This window comes from Actinomadura rugatobispora, assembly GCF_055379765.1.
Map to the genome: position 1 here is coordinate 6,764,518 of NZ_AP029191.1, position 18,710 is coordinate 6,783,227.

Consider the following 18,710-nt stretch of genomic DNA (forward strand, 5'->3'; position numbering starts at 1 on the left):
CTATGTCGCTCGTCAGTGTTGACGATATTCGTGCCGCTCGTGTGATGCTGCGCGACGTCGTCGTGCCCACGCCGTTGATGCATTCGCGTGCGCTGTCCGAGGCCATCGGCGGTCCGGTGTTCCTGAAGTGCGAGAACCTGCAGCGGACGGGGTCGTTCAAGATCCGCGGGGCGTACGTGCGGATCGCGCGGCTCAGCGATGAGGAGCGGGCCCGCGGGGTGGTCGCGGCCAGCGCCGGGAACCACGCCCAGGGGGTCGCGCTCGCGGCGTCCATGCTGGGCTGCAAGGCCACGGTGTTCATGCCGGAGGGCGCTCCGCTGCCGAAGGTGGCGGCGACGCGGGCGTACGGGGCGGAGGTGGTGTTCCCCGGTCCGACCGTGGACACCTGCCTGCAGGCCGCCCAGGAGCACGCGGAGCGGAACGGGGCCGTGCTGATCCACCCGTTCGACCATCCGGACGTGGTGGCCGGGCAGGGAACGATCGGGCTGGAGATCCTGGAGGAGTGCCCGGACGTGCGCACGGTCGTCGGCGCGGTCGGCGGGGGCGGGCTGATGTCGGGGGTGGCGACGGCGCTGAAGCAGGGCGCCGACCACGATGTGAAGGTCGTGGGCGCGCAGGCGAAGCGGGCGGCGGCGTTCCCGCCGTCGCTGGCGGCGGGCCGGCCGGTCCGGGTGGACGTGCAGCCGACGATGGCGGACGGGATCTCGGTGGGGCGGCCCGGTGATCTGACCTATGCCCTGGTGACGGAGCTGGTCGACGCCGTGGTGACGGTGACCGAGGAGTCGATCTCGCAGGCGCTGCTGCTGTGCCTCGAACGGGCCAAGCAGGTGGTGGAGCCGGCGGGCGCGGCCGGGGTGGCGGCGCTGCTGGAGCACTCGTACGCGGTGCGGACGCCGGTGGTGGCGCTGCTGTCGGGCGGGAACATCGATCCGGTGCTGCTGGCGAAGGTGCTGCGGCACGGGCTGGCGGGCGCCGGGCGGTACCTGGTGGTGCGGGTCCGGCTGAACGACCGGCCGGGGGCGCTGGTGACGCTGCTGAGCGAGCTGGCCGAGCTGGGCGTGAACGTGCTGGACGTGATGCACGAGCGGGTGGCCGCGCGCCTCCACGTCGAGGAGGCGGAGGTGCTGATGCACCTGGAGACGCGCGGCGGCGACCACAGCGAGGAGGTGCTCGGCCGGCTGAGGGACAAGGGCTACACCCTGACCCTCAGCTGACCGGCATCCTCAATCGACCGGCCGGGGCGTTCAGAGGGCGGGCTTGCCGGAGGTGTAGACCCACTTCTCGAACAGGTCGTCGAGCTGCTTGCCGGAGATCTTCTCCGCGAAGCGGATGAAGTCCACGGTGGTGACGTTGCCGTCGCGGTTGGCGGCGGGCCATTCCTTGACCAGCCTGGCCCAGTCCTTCTCGCCGATGGCCTTGCGCAGGACGTGCAGGGTCATCGCGCCGCGCTCGTACACGGTCGAGTGGAAGATGTTGTCGCGGCCGGGGTCGGCGGTGAGCGGCTTCCACAGGTCGTTGTCGGCGGGCGTGGCGTAGGTCTCGTCGAAGCTCTGCTGGACGGGCTTGCCGTCGTACTTCTCGAAGTACATCCACTCCGAGTAGGTCGCGAAGCCCTCGTTCAGCCAGATGTCCGCCCAGCGCTCGGGGGTGACGCTGTCGCCGAACCACTGGTGGGCGATCTCGTGCGCGATCAGGTCGGGCCGCGGGATGGTGCCGGGGCGGCGGCCCAGGTCGTACACGGGACGGCCCTGGGTCTCCAGGGCGTAGCCGACGCCCGCCTTCACGGCGATGCCGCCGGTGGAGGTGAACGGGTACTTCCCGAAGTGGCCGGCGAGGAAGTCCTGGATGTCGCCGGTCTGGAACTGGAACGACCTGTGCAGTTCCGGCGTGATGTTCAGCGCCTTGTCGGTGGCGGTGATGTTGGGGTACCCGCTCTTGGTCTTGCCGCTGAGCACGTCGTACTTGCCGATGGCGAGCATGCTGAGCTCGCTGGCCATGGGCTGCCGCATCCGCCAGTGGGAGACCGTCCAGCCGCCCTTGGTGGCCTTGCCGGCGAAGTCGCCGTTGGCGAGGGTGGTGAGGTCCTGGGGCGCGGCCAGGGTGAAGCTGTAGGTGGCCTTGTCGGTGGGGATGTCGTTCACCGGGTAGACGGTGGCGGCGCCGATGGGCTGGTTGAGCATCACCGCGCCGTCGCCGGTGGCGATCCAGCCGGAGGTGCCCAGCGCGGGGTCGTTGATGGTCTGCGGGACGCCGGAGTAGGCGACCGTGACGGTGAACCTCCCGTTCGCCCGCAGGCCCTTCGACGGGGTGATCTCCAGTTCCTGGGCGCCGGTGCGCTTGTAGGCGGCCTTGGCGCCGTTGACCTTCAGCGAGGAGATCTTCAGCGGGCCGAGGAAGTCCAGGTTGAACCGGGACAGGTTCTGGGTGGCGCGGGCCTGGATTCCGGTGACCGCCTGGATCGCCTTGGTGGACGGGTCGTACTTCAGCCCGATGTCGTAGTGGGCGACGTCGTAGCCGCCGTTGCCCATGTCGGGGAAGTACGGGTCGCCGGCGCCCGGCGCCCCCGGGGTGAACCGGGGGGCGGTGGCCCCCGCGGGCACCGCCGACACCAGGAGGCCCGCGGTGGCGGTCAGTGCCACGGCGGCCAGTGCTCGTGGGGTTCTGCTCATCGGCCTCGTCCTTGGGATGACGTCACGTTCGCCCCAAAAATTTCAGCAGCCCGGCCGCCGTTCAAGCGCGAATCGATCTCAATTCGGACCGGTTCGGGCCATACCTTTCGGCTGGGCCGGCCTGGCGGGCTTGCCTCGCTTGTAGAGCCAGTCGTGGACGACGGGCCACAGCGGGCGCCCGGAGATCCGCTCCGCGTGCCGCACGAAGTCCGCGGTGGAGGCGTGGCCGTGCGTGCGCGAAGGCGCCCAGGTACGCAGGATATCGAAGAAGGCGCGGTCGCCCGCGGCGACCCGCACGGCGTGCAGCGTCATGGCGCCGCGGGTGTAGGTCGGGAAGTACTTGAACATCCCCTTGCGGCCGGGCCTGCCCGTCGCCTGCCGCCATTCGGCGTCGTTCCCGGGCCGCGCGTACGCCTTGGCGAACTCCTGGGCGGCGGTCGGGCCGCCGTGCTGCTCGGCCCAGAGCCACTCGGCGTAGGTGGCGAAGCCCTCGTTCAGCCAGATGTCCTGCCAGCGCCGCACGCTGACGGCGTCGCCGAACCACTGGTGGGCGATCTCGTGGACGATCAGCCGGGTGTCGGTCAGCCGCAGGCCGGCGCGCCCCGGGTACACCGGCCGGTTCTGGGTCTCCAGCGCGTACAGCACGGGGACGTCGTCGATGACGCCGCCGGAGGAGTCGAACGGGTAGCGGCCGAACGTCCGGACGCCCCAGTCGGTCACCCGCCCGGTCTCCCGCTGGAACCAGGCGATGTTGCGCTCGACCGACGGGTCGACCGCGGTGAACGTGCGGATGCCGCCGGGGGAGTGGCCGTCCCGGGTCTTGAACCGCCCGATCGCGATCATGGCGAGGTACCCGGCCATGGGCCGCTGGGAGCGCCACCGGAACGTGGTGGTGCCCGGCGCCCGCGCGCCCTCCCGCCCGCTCGGGCCCCGCCTGACCTGCTGCCGGGCGCGGACCGGCTCGCCGTTGGCGACGACGGTCAGCCCCCGCGGCACGGTGATCGTGTACGCGTGGGTGGCCTTGTCGCTGGGATGGTCGTTCAGCGGGAACCAGGTCGCCGACCCCTGCGGCTGCGACAGCGTGACGGCGCCGTCGCGGGTGCGGATCCAGCCGCTGCGGCGGCCGTTGGGCGAACCGTCGTAGGTCACCGCGACCCTGAACCGCGAGCCCTTCCGGAGCCCGCCCTTCGGGATGATCGTCAACTCCTGGCCGGCGCGCCGCCACGAGGCGGGCAGGTCGTTCACGGTGACGTTCCGCACCTGGTTGCCGACGAAGTCGAGGTTGAAGCTGGACAGGTGCTGGGTCGCCGTCGCCCACATCGTGGTGGTCGCGGCGATCCGGCGGCCGTTCGGCCGGTAGTTCAACCGGACGTGGTAGTGGCCGGCGTCGTAGCCGCCGTTCCCGGCCGCGGGGAAGTAGGCGTCGCCCGCACTGGCCGCGCCCGGCACGAACCGCACGTCCGGCGACGGCGAGCCCGGCGGCCGGGCCGTCGCGGACGACGCCGAGGCGGCGACCACGGCCGAGGAGGCGAGGGCCGGGACCATGAGCAGGGAGGCGGCGGACTTCCGCGCCGCAGGCGTGTTCACCACGCGGCCCACCCTGGCGGCCCCTCCGGGACGGCGCGGGCCGCCCGGCCGCGTCTTTCCCGATCCCTTGCCGTTTCCTGGGTGTCGCTTGGAGCGCCCGGACCGGGGCCGGGCCGTCAGAGCTTGGGACGTCCCCGCTCGTACAGCCAGGCGTTGAAGAAGTCGTCGAGCTGCCGGCCCGACACCCGCTCGGACACCTCGATGAACTGCTGCGTCGTCGCGTTGGAGTGGCGGCGCTCCCTGGCCCAGGTCTTCAGGATGTCGAAGAACTTGCCGTCGCCGACCCTGGTGCGCAGCGCGTGCAGCGTCATCCCGCCCCGGTCGTAGACGGTGCGGCCGAACATCTGCGCGCGGCCCGGGTTCCCGGTCGGGACGTCCCACAGCTCGCGGTTGCCGGCGTCGGCGTAGAGGGAGTCGAACTTCTGCTTCACCGTCTGGCCGCCGGACTTCTCGTCCCACATCCACTCGCCGTAGGTGGCGAAGCCCTCGTTCAGCCAGATGTCCTGCCAGCGGGTGACGCTGACGCTGTCGCCGAACCACATGTGCGCCAGCTCGTGCGCCACGATCGACTCGTCGGCGCCGAACGCCCCGTACACCGGCCGGGTCTGGGTCTCCAGCGCGAACCCGACCGTGGCGTTGTCGACCAGGCCGCCGGTGGAGCTGAACGGGTAGGGCCCGAACAGCTTCACGAACTCGTCGGTGATCTGGGCGTTCTTGGCGTGGAACTGGTCGAGCTGGAGCCCGCCGACCGTCGGGTCGACCGCGGTGATGTTGGTGATGCCGCCGGGCGTCTTGCCGGTCCGCACCCCGAACCGGCCGACGTTGACGGTGGCCAGGTAGGTGGCCATCGGCTCCTTGACCCGCCAGGACGTCGTGGTGCGCCCGGCCGCCCCGGCGACCTTCGCGGGCGCGGGCGCCGCGGCGGGGACGATCGGGGGCCCGGTCGGCGGGCCGTCCGTCGGCGTCCCCGTCCCCGGCGGGACCTGGCCCGGCGGGACCTCCTCCTGCGGCGGCGCGCCGTCCGTGCCCCTCACCGGCGTGGTCGGCTCGCCGTTGGCGATCGCGACCAGCCCGTCGGGGACGGTGATCTGGAAGTCGAAGGTGGCCTTGTCGCTCGGATGGTCGTTGCTGGGGAACCAGGTGTGCGCCCCGCTGGGCTGGCAGGCCACGAAGACGCCGTCGGGCGTGCGGATCCACCCGTACCGGCCGAGGATCGGGTCGGCCACCGGCTTCGGCGTGCCCGAGTACCGCACCGTGACGGTGAAGTCGGCGCCCTTCTCCAGCGGCTTGGCCGGGGTGACGACCAGCTCGTCGGCGTCGTGCAGCTGCTGCGCGGCGGCCCCGTCGACCTGGACGCCGGACACCTGGAGCCCGGTGAGGTCGAGGTTGAACCGGCTCAGCCGCTCGGTGGCCTTCGCCCTGATCTCGGCGGTGCCGTCCAGCTCCCGGGGCCCGCCCGGCGTGATCGCCAGCCGCAGGCCGTAGTGCTGGACGTCGTAGCCGCCGTTGCCGTTGCCCGGCGTGTACGGGTCGCCGGCGCTGTCGGGCCCGGACGGGCCGGTCGGCTGCCCGGGCCCGGCGTTCGGCGGCGGGTCGCCGCCGCGGTCGCCGCGCAGGTCGATCTGGCAGGCCGTCAGCGCGCCCGCGACGGCGAGGGCGGCCAGGCCGGCCGTCCCGCGCCGGGCGATGCCGGGCGCCCCGCGGCGGTCGCTGAGGATGCCGCGGCGGGGGCCGCGCGAGGGGGGAGGCGTACTTCCGGCCGTATCCACGGTGCCCAGACTGCCCGGAGTGGGCACTCTGGGCAACTCAGATGCATCCCGTGCCCGGGTTCGGGGGCGCGCGAGGCCGGGGTCATGACCTGGAACCGTTCCCCCGGCCCCGCGAGGCCCGGCCCCAGGTTCACCGGGCCCGGCGGTCACGGACGGTCACAGGTTGCCGCGGAGCGCCTGCTCCCGCTCGATCGCCTCGAACAGCGCCTTGAAGTTGCCCTTGCCGAAGCCGAGCGACCCGTGCCGCTCGATCAGCTCGAAGAACACCGTCGGGCGGTCCTGGACGGGCTTGGTGAAGATCTGCAGCAGGTAGCCGTCCTCGTCGCGGTCCACCAGCACGCCGCGCCGCTGGAGCTCCTCCACCGGCACCCGCACTTCGCCGATCCGGGCGCGCAGCTCGGCGTCCTGGTAGTAGGAGTCGGGGGTGGCCAGGAACTCCACGCCCGCGGCCCGCATCGCGTCCACCGAGGCCAGGATGTCGTTCGTGGCGAGCGCGATGTGCTGCACGCCGGGGCCGCCGTAGAACTCCAGGTACTCCTCGATCTGCGACTTCTTGCGGCTCTCGGCCGGCTCGTTCAGCGGGAACTTGACCTTGCGGGTGCCGTCCGCGACGACCTTGGACATCAGCGCCGAGTACTCGGTGGCGATGTCGTCCCCGACGAACTCGGCCATGTCGGTGAAGCCCATGACCCGGTGGTAGAACCCGGCCCACTCCTCCATCCGCTCGACGTTGCCGACGCAGTGGTCGACCGCCTGGAAGTTCCTTCTCTCCGGCGGCGCCACGATCGGGTCCGCGGCGGTGAAGCCCGGCAGGTAGGCGCCGGAGTAGTTGGAGCGGTCGACCAGCGAGTGCCGCGTCTCCCCGTAGGTGGCGATCGAGGCGACCACGACCTTGCCGTGCTCGTCCTCCAGGACGTGCGGCTCCTCGATCCCCGTGGCCCCGTTGGAGACCGCGTGCCGGTAGGCGGCCTCGGCGTCGGGGACCGCGATGGCCAGGTCCACCACGCCGTCGCCGTGCTCGGCGACGTGCCGTCCCAGGTCGGTGCCCGCCCGCACCGGCCCGCGGAACACGAACCGGGCGCCGCCCGACTCCAGTACGTGCACGGCCTCGTCGGGGCTGCCGTTCTCCGGCCCGCGGTAGGCGACCCGGCGCATCCCGAAGGCGGTCGAGTAGAAGTGCGCAGTCTGCTTGGCGTTGCCGACGGCGAAGACGACGGCGTCCATGCCCTTGACCGGAAATTCGTCCATGCGCCCAATCTCGACAGGCGGCTACAGACTGCGCAAGAGTGACTTGATTCAGTGGACAATCTGTAGAGTCGATCACCGTAAGAAGGGGACGATCTGTACAGGATGCCCAGGGCGGCGCACAGGTGGGGGCGGTACCGGTGATCGACGAACTGGACGGGCGGGTGATCGCGCTGTTCGCCGCGGAACCCCGGATCGGGGTGCTGGAGGCGTCCCGGCGGCTCGGGGTCGCCCGCGGCACCGTGCAGGCGCGGCTCGACCGGCTGGTCCGGGACGGCGTGATCCGCGGCTTCGGCCCGGAGATCGACCCGGCCGCCCTCGGCTACGGCGTGACCGCGTTCGTCACGCTGCAGATCAGGCAGCCCGGCGGGCACGATCCGGTCGCCGAACGGCTCGCCGGGGTGCCCGAGGTGATCGAGGCGCACACCATCACCGGCGGCGGCGACATGCTCTGCCGGGTGGTGGCCCGCAGCAACCAGGACCTGCAGCGCGTCATCGACATGATCGTCGGGGTGCGCGGGGTGGAGCGGGCGTCCTCGGTGATCTCGCTGGCCACCCAGGTGCCGCAGCGCACGCTCCCGCTGGTGGCCGCCGCCGCCCGCGCCAAGCGCCCGACCGCGCGAGGCCATGAGAGGCTATGAGGGGGCCGTCAGAGGGCGGCCCACGAGCTTGAGGCGTGTCTCGAAGCGGCTTCCGGTACCGCGCGAGCGCGCTACCTGGCCGGTGGGGCGATGCCGGAGGCGAGCCTCACCGGCCAGATCGCGAAGCGATGTCGCGCTCGCCCAGGCTCGGTCAGGGTGCGAGCCTCCAGGCGAGGGCCCTGGGCCGGGGCTGCGAGAACACAGCCGGCGGGCCTGGCACGGCCGGGATGGGGCCCGGGGCGCGGGATGCTCGCGGCCCCGGGAAAAGCCTAGGAACCCGCGTAGGGGGTGGCGTCCAGGATCTCGACCGTCATGCTGCGGCCGTTCGGCAGCGAGTAGGTGGCCTTGTCGCCGACCTTCTTGCCGTTGATCGCCGCGCCGAGCGGGGACTTGGGGGAGTACACGTCGATCGGGGCGCCGCTCTCCTCCCGCGAGGCGAGCAGGAAGGTGACCTCCTCGTCGTCGCCCTCGAAGGCGACCGTGACGGTCATGCCGGGACCGACGACCCCCTCGGTGCGGGGGGCCTCGCCGACGCGCGCGTTCTCCAGGATGCCCTGCAACTGGAGGATGCGCCCCTCGATCTTGCCCTGCTCCTCCTTGGCCGCGTGGTAGCCGCCGTTCTCGCGCAGGTCGCCCTCCTCCCGCGCCGCCTCGATCTTCTGAGCGATCTCGATGCGGCCCGGGCCCGACAGGTGGTCCAGCTCAGCCTTGAGCCGGTCGTACGCCTCCTGGGTCAGCCAGGTGACGTTGTCAGCGCGGGTCTCGGTCACGGGTACTCCTCATCCACATGTTGCGATCCTCGCTCGTCCCGGGCGGGAGGAGCGACACATCGACATGAAGTGCGGCCGGGTGAAACCTCTAGCCTATCCGGTGTGTGCGGGTAAAGGTTCCCTGAACACCGCGCACGCAACCCGCCAAACCAGGCCGGGCTTTCACCAGGTCGCCGGTGTTCTCCGGCCGCCGTCAGACCTTGCGGCAGTCCTTGACGCGGGCGCCGGTGGCGCGCTTGGAGGTCCGCAGCGTGTCGGTCCGCTGAATCTTCTCGGTGCCCGCCGGGACGGTGATCTCGGACGAGGCGACGATGGCGAAGTCGGTGTCGAAGGCGTCCACCGTGCAGCGCACCACGTCCTCCCGGGACTTGGCCACGGCGTAGGTGACCTGCACCGACGAGTCGTTCTGTATGACGAACGTGATGGTCTGGGCGGCTATTCCCGGGGTGTTGTTCGCATGCCCGACCACGACCGCCCAGCCGGCCGCCATGACGACCGCGAGCAGGCCGATGAGCGCGTAGCCGAGCGGGCTCCCGCGCCGCCGCCCGCCCTCGGGGCCGCCGCCGTCGCCGGAGGGGCCGTCCCCGGCCGGGGCGCCGGGGCCGCCGCCGGAGAGGCCGGGCCACTCGGCCGCGCCGGCGTCCTCGCGCTCGGCGGCGGCCGCCGGAGAGGCCGGGCCTGCGGCGGCTCCTGGTGTGACGCTCGTGGACATGCCGGGAATCTCCATGCGGGACGCGGACGTTGTCAGGGACAATTCTCTTCCGTAGAGACGCGTGCCTTGCACCGGGGGCCGCTCATCACGGTGTGTACTGGCAACCCGTGCCATTGATTGCCGAGAGTAACTGAGAGGGAGTACCTCAGGTGTCCGAGCCCATCGATGCGCCCATCGATCATGCGACGCTCGACCCGTGCGGAGGTCCCGGCGAGCGGCTGCGGCTGATGGCCGTGCACGCCCACCCTGACGACGAGTCGAGCAAGGGCGCGGCCACCATGGCCCGCTACGTGGCCGACGGGGTAGAGGTCCTGGTCGTCACGTGCACCGGCGGCGAGCGCGGCGACATCCTCAACCCCGCGATGGACCGTCCCGAGGTCAAGGAGAACATCGGGAAGGTCCGCGAGCAGGAGATGGCGCGGGCCCGGGAGATCCTGGGGGTGCGCCAGTCCTGGCTGGGCTTCGTCGACTCCGGTTTCCCCGAGGGCGACCCGCCCCCGCCGCTGCCCGAGGACTGCTTCGCCGTGCAGCCGCTGGAGGTGGCCTCGGAGCCGCTGGTACGGGCCGTCCGGGAGTTCCGCCCGCACGTGATCCTGACCTACGACGAGAACGGCGGCTACCCCCACCCCGACCACGTGAAGTGCCACGAGGTGTCGGTGGAGGCGTTCGAGGCGGCCGGCGACCCCGACCGCTACCCGGGCACCGGCGAGCCGTGGCAGCCGCTGAAGCTCTACTACCACATGACCTTCCATGAGGAGCGGATCCTGGCGCTGCACGCGGCGATGGAGCGGGTCGGGCTGGAGTCCCCGTACGCCGAGTGGATCAAGCGGTTCGAGGACGCGCCGGCGCCGCGCTGGACGGTCACCACCCGCGTGCCCTGCGCCGAGTTCTTCGAGATCCGCGACAAGGCGCTGCTCGCCCACGCCACCCAGATCGACCCCGAGGGCTTCTGGTTCGCCTGCCCGATGGACGTCCAGCGCGAGGCGTGGCCGACCGAGGACTACCATTTGGCCAGGTCCTTGGTCGACACCGAGCTGCCGGAGGACGACCTGTTCGCCGGCGTCCGGGAGAAGGTGTGTTTGTAGTGCCCGTACTCGCCATTCCGCTCAACGACGACACGGTGACGCCGGGCTTCCTCGGTTTCGGGGTGTTCCTGGCGCTGCTGATCGCGACGATCTTCCTGATCCGTTCGATGAACAAGCAGATCGGCAAGATCCAGGCCCCGCGCGAGGCCGACCTCAAGCAGCAGGCGTGGGAACGCGCCCAGGCCGCGCAGGACGAGGCCGCCGACCGCGAGCCCGAGGCGACGCCGGAGGTGACGTCGGCCTCCCCGTCGGGGAAGGACGACAAGCCCTCGGGCTGAGGTCGGGGCGCTGATTGGGGCGCGTGCGGGCCGGGGACGATCCCGGCGTGCGCGCGAACTCCGATGATCTCCGCCGTGACCCGCCGCCCGGTGCGGCCGGGCTGCCCGGCCTGCTCGCCGTGCATCCGGGCGGCTCGTTCGGCACGGGTGCCGCGGCCGCGCTGGCCGGCCGTTCCGAGGACGAGACGGGGGAGTTGCTGGACGCCCTCGTCCGGCGCGGCCTCCTCGCCGTGGACGAGGAGGGGCGCCACCGCCGTTTCCGCAAGCCTTCGGACGAGCCGACCGGGCGCGCCCCCTCGCCGGACGAACGGGACGCGGCGCTCGGCCGCGTTCTCGACTGGTACCTGTCCGGTGTGGCCGCGGCAGATCTGACGCTCGGGCCGGGCCGGTGGCGGCTCGGCCCCGCGTACGAACGCGTCCACCCGCTGGACGCCAAGGACGACGCGTGGGAGTGGCTGGAAAGCGAGCGCGCCAACCTGCGCGCCGCCGTCGAGGCCGCGCACGCCCACGCCCGGGACGAGCACGCCTGGTGGCTCTGCGAGGCCCTCTGGCACCTCTACCACCTGCGCGGCCTGTACCGCGACTGGATCGACACCCATGAGCTTGGCGTCGCCTCGGCCGTGCGCTGCGGAGACCCGCGCGCCGAGGCTCGGATGCGGACCCAGCTCGGGTACGCCCTGCTCGGCCAGGCTCGGGCCGGGGACGCCGTACGCGAGTTCACCGCGGCACGGGACGCCGCCCGCTCCGCCGCGGACGGTCGCGGCGAGGAGGAGGCGGCGGAGGCGCTCGGCCGGGCGCTGCTGGAGCAGGAGCGGCGGGACGAGGCGTTCGAGGTCTTGGAGACCGCCGTCCGGCTGGCGGAGGGGACCGGCGACCGGCGCGCTCTCCTGTCGGCCCGCCGCCACCTGGGCGGGGCGGCCGGCGACGCCGGCGACCAGGCCCGCGCGATGGAGCTGCTGGGGCCGCTGCCGGACGACTTCCTCGCGCTCGACCCGCCCGACCGCTACGGCCGGGCCCGCGCGCTGACCGGCCTGGGCCGGGCGTACGTGCGCGCGCGGCGGCCCGACACGGCGATCAACTTCTTCGGCCAGGCGCTGGTGATCATGCAGGCCGAGCGGGCGGTCGAGCGGCAGGCGGGCCTGTGGTGCCGTTTCGCCGACGCGGCCCGCGTCCGCCGCGATCCCGACGCCGAGCGGGCCGCGCTGGCCGAGGCGCTCCCGCTGTACGAGGCCGTGGAGAGCCCCCGGGCCGCCGCCGTGTCCGCCCGCCTGGAAGACCTGTCCTAGCGCCTGTCTCGAAGTGGCCTCAGGTGCCGCGCGAGCGCGTTACCTGGGCGGTGGTGCGATGCCGGAGGCGAGCGTCACCGGCCAGATCGCGAAGCGATGCCGCGCTCGCCAAGGCCCGGTCAGGGGCGAGCCGCCAGGCGAGCGCCGTGGGCCGGGACTTTGAGACACAGCCTAGCGTCTGAGATCGGGGTCACGCCTTGCGGTGGTCCCAGCTGACGACGCGGTCCGGCTCCATCACGATGATGACCCGCTTGGCCATGGCCTGCTCGATGCCCTCGGCCAGAGCCGGGTCGATCGGCTCGCCCATCTCCGGCACCGGCAGCCCGGCCATCCGGGAGCCGACCACGGCCCCCACCTTCGAGCGGACCGCCGGGTCCTCGATCACCGCGCCCTTGCCGTACAGCGCGACGCCGCGCAGTTCGTTGTACTCCCCGCCGTCCTCGACCAGGCAGGTCATGGTCGGGTCGCGGCGCAGGTTCAGGACCTTCTGCGAGGTGCGGTACGTGGAGAAGGCGATCTTCCCGTCCAGCAGCGCGTAGAACATGGTGACCAGATGCGGTTCGCCGTCCTTGCCGATCGTGGCGACCTGGACCTTGTGGCTCGCGTGCAGGAAGTCGGCGACCTCCTGCTCCGTCATCTTGATCTTCTCGCGCTTGTTGCTGCCCACGGGGCCTCCTTCGGTGCGGCGGCGGCGACGCGGCCAGAATAACCAGGCGCTTACGCGGGGGGCCGACCGGCACCATGGGGGCATGTCGGTCCGCGAACTGATCGTGCTCGGCTCCGCCAGCGCGGTGCCCACCAAGACCCGCAACCACAACGGCTACCTGCTGCGCTGGGACGGGCATGGCCTGCTGTTCGACCCCGGGGAGGGGACGCAGCGGCAGATGACGCACGCCGGCGTCACCGCCTCCGACCTCACCTGGCTCTGCGTGACGCACTTCCACGGCGACCACTGCCTCGGCGTCCCGGGCATCGTGCAGCGCATCGCCCGGGACGGCGTGGCGCACCGGGTCGACGCCGCGTATCCGGAGAGCGGGACTGTGTACTGGCGGCGGCTCCGGCACGCGGCGGCGTTCCACGACACCGAGGTGATCCGCGAGCAGCCGGTGTCCGGTGAGGCGACGCGGCTGGACACCGGCGACGCCCCGTTCACCCTCACCGCGCGGCGCCTGGACCACTACGTCGAGGCGTACGGCTACCGGCTGGAGGAGCCGGACGGGGTGACGATGCTGCCCGCCGAGCTGGCGGCGCGCGGCGTCCGCGGACCGCTCGTCCGGCGGCTCCAGGAGGACGGGGCGGTCACCGCCCCGGACGGGCGCACGGTCACGCTGGAGGAGTGCAGCGTGCGGCGGCCCGGGCAGAAGGTGGCGTTCGTCATGGACACCGGGCTGTGCCCGGCGGTGTACGAGCTGGCCGACGGCGCCGACCTGCTGATCATCGAGTCCACGTTCCTGGACGAGGACGAGCCGCTGGCCCTCGAGCGCAAGCACCTGACCGCCGGGCAGGCGGCCGCGGCCGCCGCCGCGGGCGGGGTGCGGCACCTGGTGCTGACGCACCTCTCCGAGCGCTACGGTGACGCGGACGAGGAGCGGTTCCTGCGGCAGGCGGCGGCGCGGTTCTCCGGGGAGATCACGCTGGTGCACGACCTGGACCGGGTGCCGGTGCCGCGGCGCCGCGCCGTCGTGCGGCCGCGACCGGCCGAATAGGTGCAAGACGGGCGGGGAGGACACGGGCATGGCTGAAGAAGTCGACGTGGTGGTCATCGGGCTGGGCCCGGGGGGAGAGGACGCCGCCGGGCGCCTGGCGCAGGCCGGGCTGTCGGTGGCCGGGGTGGAGTCCCGCCTGGTCGGCGGGGAGTGCCCGTACTACGCCTGCGTGCCGACCAAGATGATGGTGCGCGCGGCGGACCTGCTGGCCGACGGCCGGCGGGTGCCGGGGATGGCGGGCGAGGCGACGGTCCGGGCGGACTGGGCGCCGGTCGCCGGCCGGATCCGGGACGAGGCGACCGACGACTGGAACGACCAGGTCGCTGCGGACCGGCTGACCGGCAAGGGCGTCACCCTGGTCCGCGGCCGGGGCCGGATCACCGCGCCGCGCGAGGTCACCGTCGGCGACCGGGTGCTGCGCGCCCGCCGCGGCATCCTGGTCAACATCGGCACCGACCCGGTCGCGCCGCCGATCGACGGCCTGGCCGGCACCCCTTACTGGACGAACCGCGAGGCCGTGCGGGCGACGGAGGCGCCGGGGTCGCTGCTCGTCCTGGGCGGCGGCGTGGTCGGCGTGGAGATGGCGCAGGCGTTCTCCCGCTTCGGCAGCCGGGTCACGGTCGTGGAGGTCGCCGACCGGCTGCTGATCCAGGACGAGCCGGAGTCGTCGCAGCTGATCGCCCGGGTCTTCGAGAAGGAGGGCATCACCGTGCGGACCGGCGCGAAGGTCGCCGCCGTCCGGCACGAGAACGACGCGTTCACCCTGGACCTGGGCGGCGAGAGCGTCACCGCGGACCGGCTGCTGGTCGCGACCGGCCGCCGCAGCGACCTCGGCGGCCTCGGCGTCGCCGCGGTCGGGCTGGACGAGAGCGCCCGGACGATCCCGGTCGACGGCCGCATGCGCGCCGGCGACGGCCTGTGGGCGATCGGCGACGTGACCGGCAAGGGCCAGTTCACGCACATGTCGATGTACCAGGCGGCCATCGCCGTGCGGGACATCCTCGGGGAGGACGGGCAGGACGCCGAGTACCGCGCCGTGCCCAGGGTCACCTTCACCGACCCGGAGATCGGCGCGGTCGGGCTGACGGAGGCACAAGCCCGCGAGCAGGGGCTGTCGGTCCGCACCGGATACGTGCCGCTGAACGAGTCCGCGCGGGGCTGGATCCACAAGACGGGGAACGAGGGCTTCATCAAGCTGGTGGAGGACACCGGGCGCGGCGTCCTCGTGGGCGCCACCGCCGCGGGCCCGTCCGGCGGGGAGATCATCGGCGCGCTGGTCGTGGCCGTGCACGGGCAGGTCCCGACCGCCGCGCTGCGCGGGATGATCTACGCCTATCCCACGTTCCACCGCGCGATCGAGACCGCCATCGCCGACCTGGACGCGTGAACCCCGGGGTGAGCCCCGGGGGGTGAGCGCGCCCGCGTATCGGGCAGGATCGGAGGCATGAACCGGCTCAAGGACGCGACCAGCCCGTACCTGCTGCAGCACGCCGGCAACCCCGTCGACTGGCGCGAGTGGTCGGAGGAGGCGTTCGCCGAGGCGAGACGCCGGGAGGTGCCGATCCTGCTGTCGGTCGGGTACGCGGCCTGCCACTGGTGCCATGTCATGGCGCACGAGTCGTTCGAGGACGGGCCGACGGCCGAGCTGATGAACGCGATGTTCGTCAACGTGAAGGTCGACCGCGAGGAGCGTCCCGACGTCGACGCCGTGTACATGGAGGCGACCCAGGCCATGACGGGCCAGGGCGGCTGGCCGATGACGGTGTTCATGACGCCCGACGGGCACCCGTTCTACTGCGGCACCTACTTCCCCCGGCCGCAGTTCCAGGCGTTGCTGCAGGCCGTCCACAAGGCGTGGACGGAGCAGCGCGAGGACGTCGTGGGTCAGGGGCAGGAGGTCGTGGCGGCGCTCACCCAGCGCGGGCCCGTCGCGGGGCAGGGGGAGCCGCCGGGGGCCGAGAGCCTGGCGGCGGCGGTGAAGGTGCTGGCGCAGACGTACGACGCGGCGCGCGGCGGGTTCGGGGGAGCGCCCAAGTTCCCGCCGTCCATGGCACTGGAGTTCCTGCTGCGCCACCATGCGCGGACCCAGGACGACGACGCGCTCGCCATGGCCGGGCACACGCTGGAGGCGATGGCCCGCGGCGGCATGTACGACCAGCTCGGCGGTGGCTTCGCCCGCTACTCGGTGGACGACTCCTGGGTCGTTCCGCACTTCGAGAAGATGCTGTACGACAACGCCCTCCTGGCGCGGGTCTACGCGCACTGGTGGCGTCTCACGGGGAACCCGTTCGCGCGGCGCGTCGCCCTGGAGACGTGCGACTGGATGCTGCGCGACCTCCGGACGTCCGAGGGTGGCCTCGCGTCGGCCCTGGACGCCGACAGCGAGGGCGTCGAGGGCAAGTTCTACGTCTGGACCCCGGAGCAGCTGCGCGAGGTCCTCGGCGAGGAGGACGGCGCCTACGCGGCCGAGCTGTTCAACGTGACGGCGAACGGGACGTTCGAGCACGGCACCTCGGTCCTGCGGCTGCTGCGCGACCCCGGCGACGCCGACCGGTACGAGCGGGTGCGCGCCGCGCTGCTCGCCGCCCGCGAGCAGCGCATCCCCCCGTCCCGTGACGACAAGGTGGTGGCCGCCTGGAACGGGCTGGCCGTGGCGGCGCTCGCCGAGTGCGGGGCGCTGCTGGACCGGCCGGATCTGGTCGGCGCCGCGGTGGAGGTCGCCGGCCTGGTCGCGCGCCTGCACATGCGCGACGGGCGGTTGGTGCGGACCTCGCGGGACGGGGCCGCGGGGGCGAACGCGGGCGTCTTGGAGGACTACGCCGACGTCGCGGAGGGCTTCCTGGCCCTGCACGGCGTGACCGGTGACGCCGCGTACGTGCGGCTCGCGGGCGCCCTGCTGGACACTGTCCTGGACCGCTTCGGCGACGGCGACGGGGGCTTCTACGACACCGCCGACGACGCCGAGCGGCTCTTCCGCAGGCCGCAGGACCCCACCGACAACGCGACGCCGTCCGGCCAGTTCGCCGCGGCGGGGGCGCTGCTGTCGTACGGCGCGCTCACCGGCTCGGCCCGGCACCGGGAGGCCGCCGCGGCGGCGCTGGCCCCGGCGGGGCTGCTGGCGGGCAAGCACGCGCGCTTCGCGGGCTGGGGGCTGGCGGTGGCCGAGGCGAACGCGGCGGGGCCGCTGGAGATCGCGGTGATCGGCGACCCGGAGGACGAGCGGACCCGCGCCCTGCACCGGACCGCGCTCATGGCGGTCGCGCCCGGGACGGTGGTGAGCCTCGGCGCGCCCGCGCCCGGCGGCGGCCCGGCGACGGGCGAGGTGCCGCTCCTGGAGGGCCGGGGACTGGTGGACGGCTCCCCGGCGGCCTACGTCTGCCGCGGCTTCACCTGCCGTCTGCCCGTGACCGCGCCCGCGGACCTGCGGCGCGAGCTGCCGGCCTGACCGCCTCGACCGGCGCGGGTGGACCGGGGGATCCGGTTTATGGCACTGTGACCTTGATCTCGCCTGCGCTTGGTGTTACCACTGAGTAGCAGAGGCGGGGCTGACGCTGTGCGGCCATCCTTGCGGGGGTGGCGCACGGCGCCGCGGGTAACGGAAATCTGGATATCGGACGATCTCGACCGGGACCGTGCCACCGCGCCGCGCCGCGCCGCGGCCGGCTCCGCCTCGGGGACCGTAGGGGTCGGGCACGGACGCGAACCGTGACCGCGTGGCCGCCAGGCCGGGGTGTGAGGGAGTGTTGCCGTGCGCAAGCCGGACCGCCGGATTCTTCCGACGATCATCGGCGTTTCGGTGGTGACCACGCTGGCGGCGAACGGCGCCGTCCTGGTCGCGCACGAGCAGTCCGGCCCCGATCCGCGCACCCGCGCCGAGCACCAGAAGTTCGTGGCCGCCTCGGGCAGCTCCCGGCTGTCGCCGACGGTCGTGGCCCCGCTCGGCAAGCGGCTCGACCCGCACATCCTGGTCGCCGCGCCCACCGCGCTGCCCGCCGACGCCGCGTCCAAGGTGCGCGCGCTCAAGGGCGTGGCGGGCGTCGAGGTCGTCGACGCGGTGCAGGCCATGGTCTCGGGACGGCGGGTGGGCCTGCTGGGCGTCGACCCGTCCACCTTCCGCAACTACACGCCCAAGCCGACCGCCCAGTCCGACGCGCTGTGGCGCAACGTGGCGGCGGGCGACGCGGCGATCTCGTTCACCATGGGCAGCGACGGCGGCATCGACCTCGGCACCCAGGTGCCGGTCGGCGGGCAGAACCGGCAGGAGGCGCGGCTGCGCGTCGGCGCGTACGCCACGATGGGCATCAGCGACGTCGACGCGGTCGTCTCCAGGACGACCGCGCGGTCCCTGGGCGTGCCCACCGGCAACGCGATGCTCGTCAGCGTGCCCAAGGGCAAGACCGGCGACTACCTCAAGCGGCTCAAGAAGATGCTGCCCAAGCAGGCGAAGACGGTCGAGATCAACCCGAGCATCGACTACCCCAAGGCCGAGAAGGTGCCCACCTCGCGCGGCCAGGTGATGACGGCGCGGCAGGTGCAGACCGTGATCCGTGCCGCGTACACGCGCCTGGGCTGGCCGTACGTGTGGGGCGGCGAGTCGGAGGCCGAGGGCGGCTACGACTGCTCCGGCCTGATGCAGTACGCGTTCGCCAAGGCCGGGATCAGGCTGCCCAGGGTGGCCGCCGACCAGGCCCGCGCCGGCTGGGTGATCCCTTACAAGAAGGCGCAGCCCGGCGACATGCTCATCTGGGCGAACGACCCCACCGCGCCCGGCTACATCTCCCACATCGCCCTCTACCTCGGCGAAGGCAAGATGCTCGCCGCGCCGCGCCGGGGCACGGTGGTGCAGGTGCAGAACGTCTACACCCGCAACATGAAGGGCGCCGTGCGGGTCAACCCGCGGCACGCCGACCGCATCGCCGGCTGACCCGGCGCGGGTCGGCCGAGGGGGAGGCCCCCTCCCAT

General features: G+C 72.8%; 16 protein-coding genes. 9 read left to right on the forward strand and 7 right to left on the reverse strand.

The features are described 5' to 3' along the window. Nucleotides 1-2 precede the first annotated feature (2 nt). Nucleotides 3-1,214: a threonine ammonia-lyase gene (gene ilvA, locus ACZ466_RS30205; RefSeq protein WP_378287935.1), complete on the forward strand. Its 1,212-nt coding sequence runs from the start codon at nucleotides 3-5 to the stop codon at nucleotides 1,212-1,214. Between the two features lie 30 nt (nucleotides 1,215-1,244). On the opposite strand, the gene ACZ466_RS30210 is transcribed toward ilvA, so the two are convergent. From ACZ466_RS30210 to hppD, 4 genes are all read right to left on the reverse strand, one after another. Continuing rightward, a complete protein-coding gene (locus ACZ466_RS30210; RefSeq protein WP_378287936.1) occupies nucleotides 1,245-2,669 on the reverse strand; it encodes a M1 family metallopeptidase in 1,425 nt (474 codons plus the stop codon). 78 nt (nucleotides 2,670-2,747) lie between these two features. Continuing rightward, the gene (locus ACZ466_RS30215) at nucleotides 2,748-4,259 is read right to left on the reverse strand and encodes a M1 family metallopeptidase (RefSeq protein WP_378287937.1); all 1,512 of its coding nucleotides are present in this window, start codon (nucleotides 4,257-4,259) and stop codon (nucleotides 2,748-2,750) included. A gap of 113 nt (nucleotides 4,260-4,372) precedes the next feature. Next, nucleotides 4,373-6,025 carry a M1 family metallopeptidase gene (locus tag ACZ466_RS30220; RefSeq protein ID WP_464041751.1) on the reverse strand — a complete coding sequence of 551 codons (1,653 nt, stop codon included), beginning with the start codon at nucleotides 6,023-6,025 and terminating at the stop codon, nucleotides 4,373-4,375. A gap of 156 nt (nucleotides 6,026-6,181) precedes the next feature. After that, on the reverse strand, nucleotides 6,182-7,273 hold the full coding sequence (hppD, locus tag ACZ466_RS30225) for a 4-hydroxyphenylpyruvate dioxygenase (protein WP_378287939.1): 1,092 nt from the start codon (nucleotides 7,271-7,273) through the stop codon (nucleotides 6,182-6,184). Nucleotides 7,274-7,410: 137 nt separating this feature from the next. Here hppD and ACZ466_RS30230 point away from each other — a divergent pair, with 137 nt between their 5' ends. Next, on the forward strand, nucleotides 7,411-7,911 hold the full coding sequence (locus ACZ466_RS30230) for an Lrp/AsnC family transcriptional regulator (protein WP_378287940.1): 501 nt from the start codon (nucleotides 7,411-7,413) through the stop codon (nucleotides 7,909-7,911). 269 nt (nucleotides 7,912-8,180) lie between these two features. On the opposite strand, the gene greA is transcribed toward ACZ466_RS30230, so the two are convergent. Continuing rightward, nucleotides 8,181-8,681 (reverse strand): transcription elongation factor GreA, encoded by a 501-nt coding sequence (gene greA, locus ACZ466_RS30235; protein WP_378287941.1) that lies wholly within the window; start codon nucleotides 8,679-8,681, stop codon nucleotides 8,181-8,183. A gap of 193 nt (nucleotides 8,682-8,874) precedes the next feature. Next, nucleotides 8,875-9,393, reverse strand: coding sequence for a DUF4307 domain-containing protein (locus ACZ466_RS30240; RefSeq protein ID WP_464041752.1), 519 nt, complete (start codon nucleotides 9,391-9,393; stop codon nucleotides 8,875-8,877). Between the two features lie 227 nt (nucleotides 9,394-9,620). Between ACZ466_RS30240 and mca the strand changes: the two genes are divergently transcribed. Genes mca through ACZ466_RS30255 form a run of 3 tightly spaced genes read left to right on the forward strand, consistent with a single transcriptional unit; the run spans nucleotide 9,621 to nucleotide 12,042 of the window. Further along, nucleotides 9,621-10,478: a mycothiol conjugate amidase Mca gene (mca, locus tag ACZ466_RS30245; RefSeq protein WP_378287972.1), complete on the forward strand. Its 858-nt coding sequence runs from the start codon at nucleotides 9,621-9,623 to the stop codon at nucleotides 10,476-10,478. Next, nucleotides 10,478-10,756, forward strand: coding sequence for a hypothetical protein (locus tag ACZ466_RS30250; RefSeq protein WP_378287942.1), 279 nt, complete (start codon nucleotides 10,478-10,480; stop codon nucleotides 10,754-10,756). The genes mca and ACZ466_RS30250 overlap by 1 nt, the downstream gene beginning before the upstream one ends. A gap of 47 nt (nucleotides 10,757-10,803) precedes the next feature. After that, the gene (locus tag ACZ466_RS30255) at nucleotides 10,804-12,042 is read left to right on the forward strand and encodes a hypothetical protein (protein WP_378287943.1); all 1,239 of its coding nucleotides are present in this window, start codon (nucleotides 10,804-10,806) and stop codon (nucleotides 12,040-12,042) included. A gap of 190 nt (nucleotides 12,043-12,232) precedes the next feature. Here ACZ466_RS30255 and ACZ466_RS30260 read toward each other — a convergent pair whose 3' ends face one another. Next, on the reverse strand, nucleotides 12,233-12,709 hold the full coding sequence (locus ACZ466_RS30260) for a pyridoxamine 5'-phosphate oxidase family protein (protein ID WP_378287944.1): 477 nt from the start codon (nucleotides 12,707-12,709) through the stop codon (nucleotides 12,233-12,235). Nucleotides 12,710-12,791: 82 nt separating this feature from the next. On the opposite strand from ACZ466_RS30260, the gene ACZ466_RS30265 reads away from it, so the two are divergent. From ACZ466_RS30265 to ACZ466_RS30280, 4 genes are all read left to right on the forward strand, one after another. Further along, nucleotides 12,792-13,748 carry a ribonuclease Z gene (locus ACZ466_RS30265; protein ID WP_378287945.1) on the forward strand — a complete coding sequence of 319 codons (957 nt, stop codon included), beginning with the start codon at nucleotides 12,792-12,794 and terminating at the stop codon, nucleotides 13,746-13,748. A 28-nt stretch (nucleotides 13,749-13,776) separates the two neighbouring features. Then, nucleotides 13,777-15,135: a dihydrolipoyl dehydrogenase family protein gene (locus tag ACZ466_RS30270; protein WP_378287946.1), complete on the forward strand. Its 1,359-nt coding sequence runs from the start codon at nucleotides 13,777-13,779 to the stop codon at nucleotides 15,133-15,135. Between the two features lie 57 nt (nucleotides 15,136-15,192). Continuing rightward, nucleotides 15,193-17,193: a thioredoxin domain-containing protein gene (locus ACZ466_RS30275; protein WP_378287947.1), complete on the forward strand. Its 2,001-nt coding sequence runs from the start codon at nucleotides 15,193-15,195 to the stop codon at nucleotides 17,191-17,193. Nucleotides 17,194-17,496: 303 nt separating this feature from the next. Further along, complete coding sequence (locus tag ACZ466_RS30280) at nucleotides 17,497-18,672, forward strand: C40 family peptidase (RefSeq protein WP_378287948.1); 1,176 nt, start codon at nucleotides 17,497-17,499, stop codon at nucleotides 18,670-18,672. The last annotated feature ends 38 nt before the right edge of the window (nucleotides 18,673-18,710 follow it).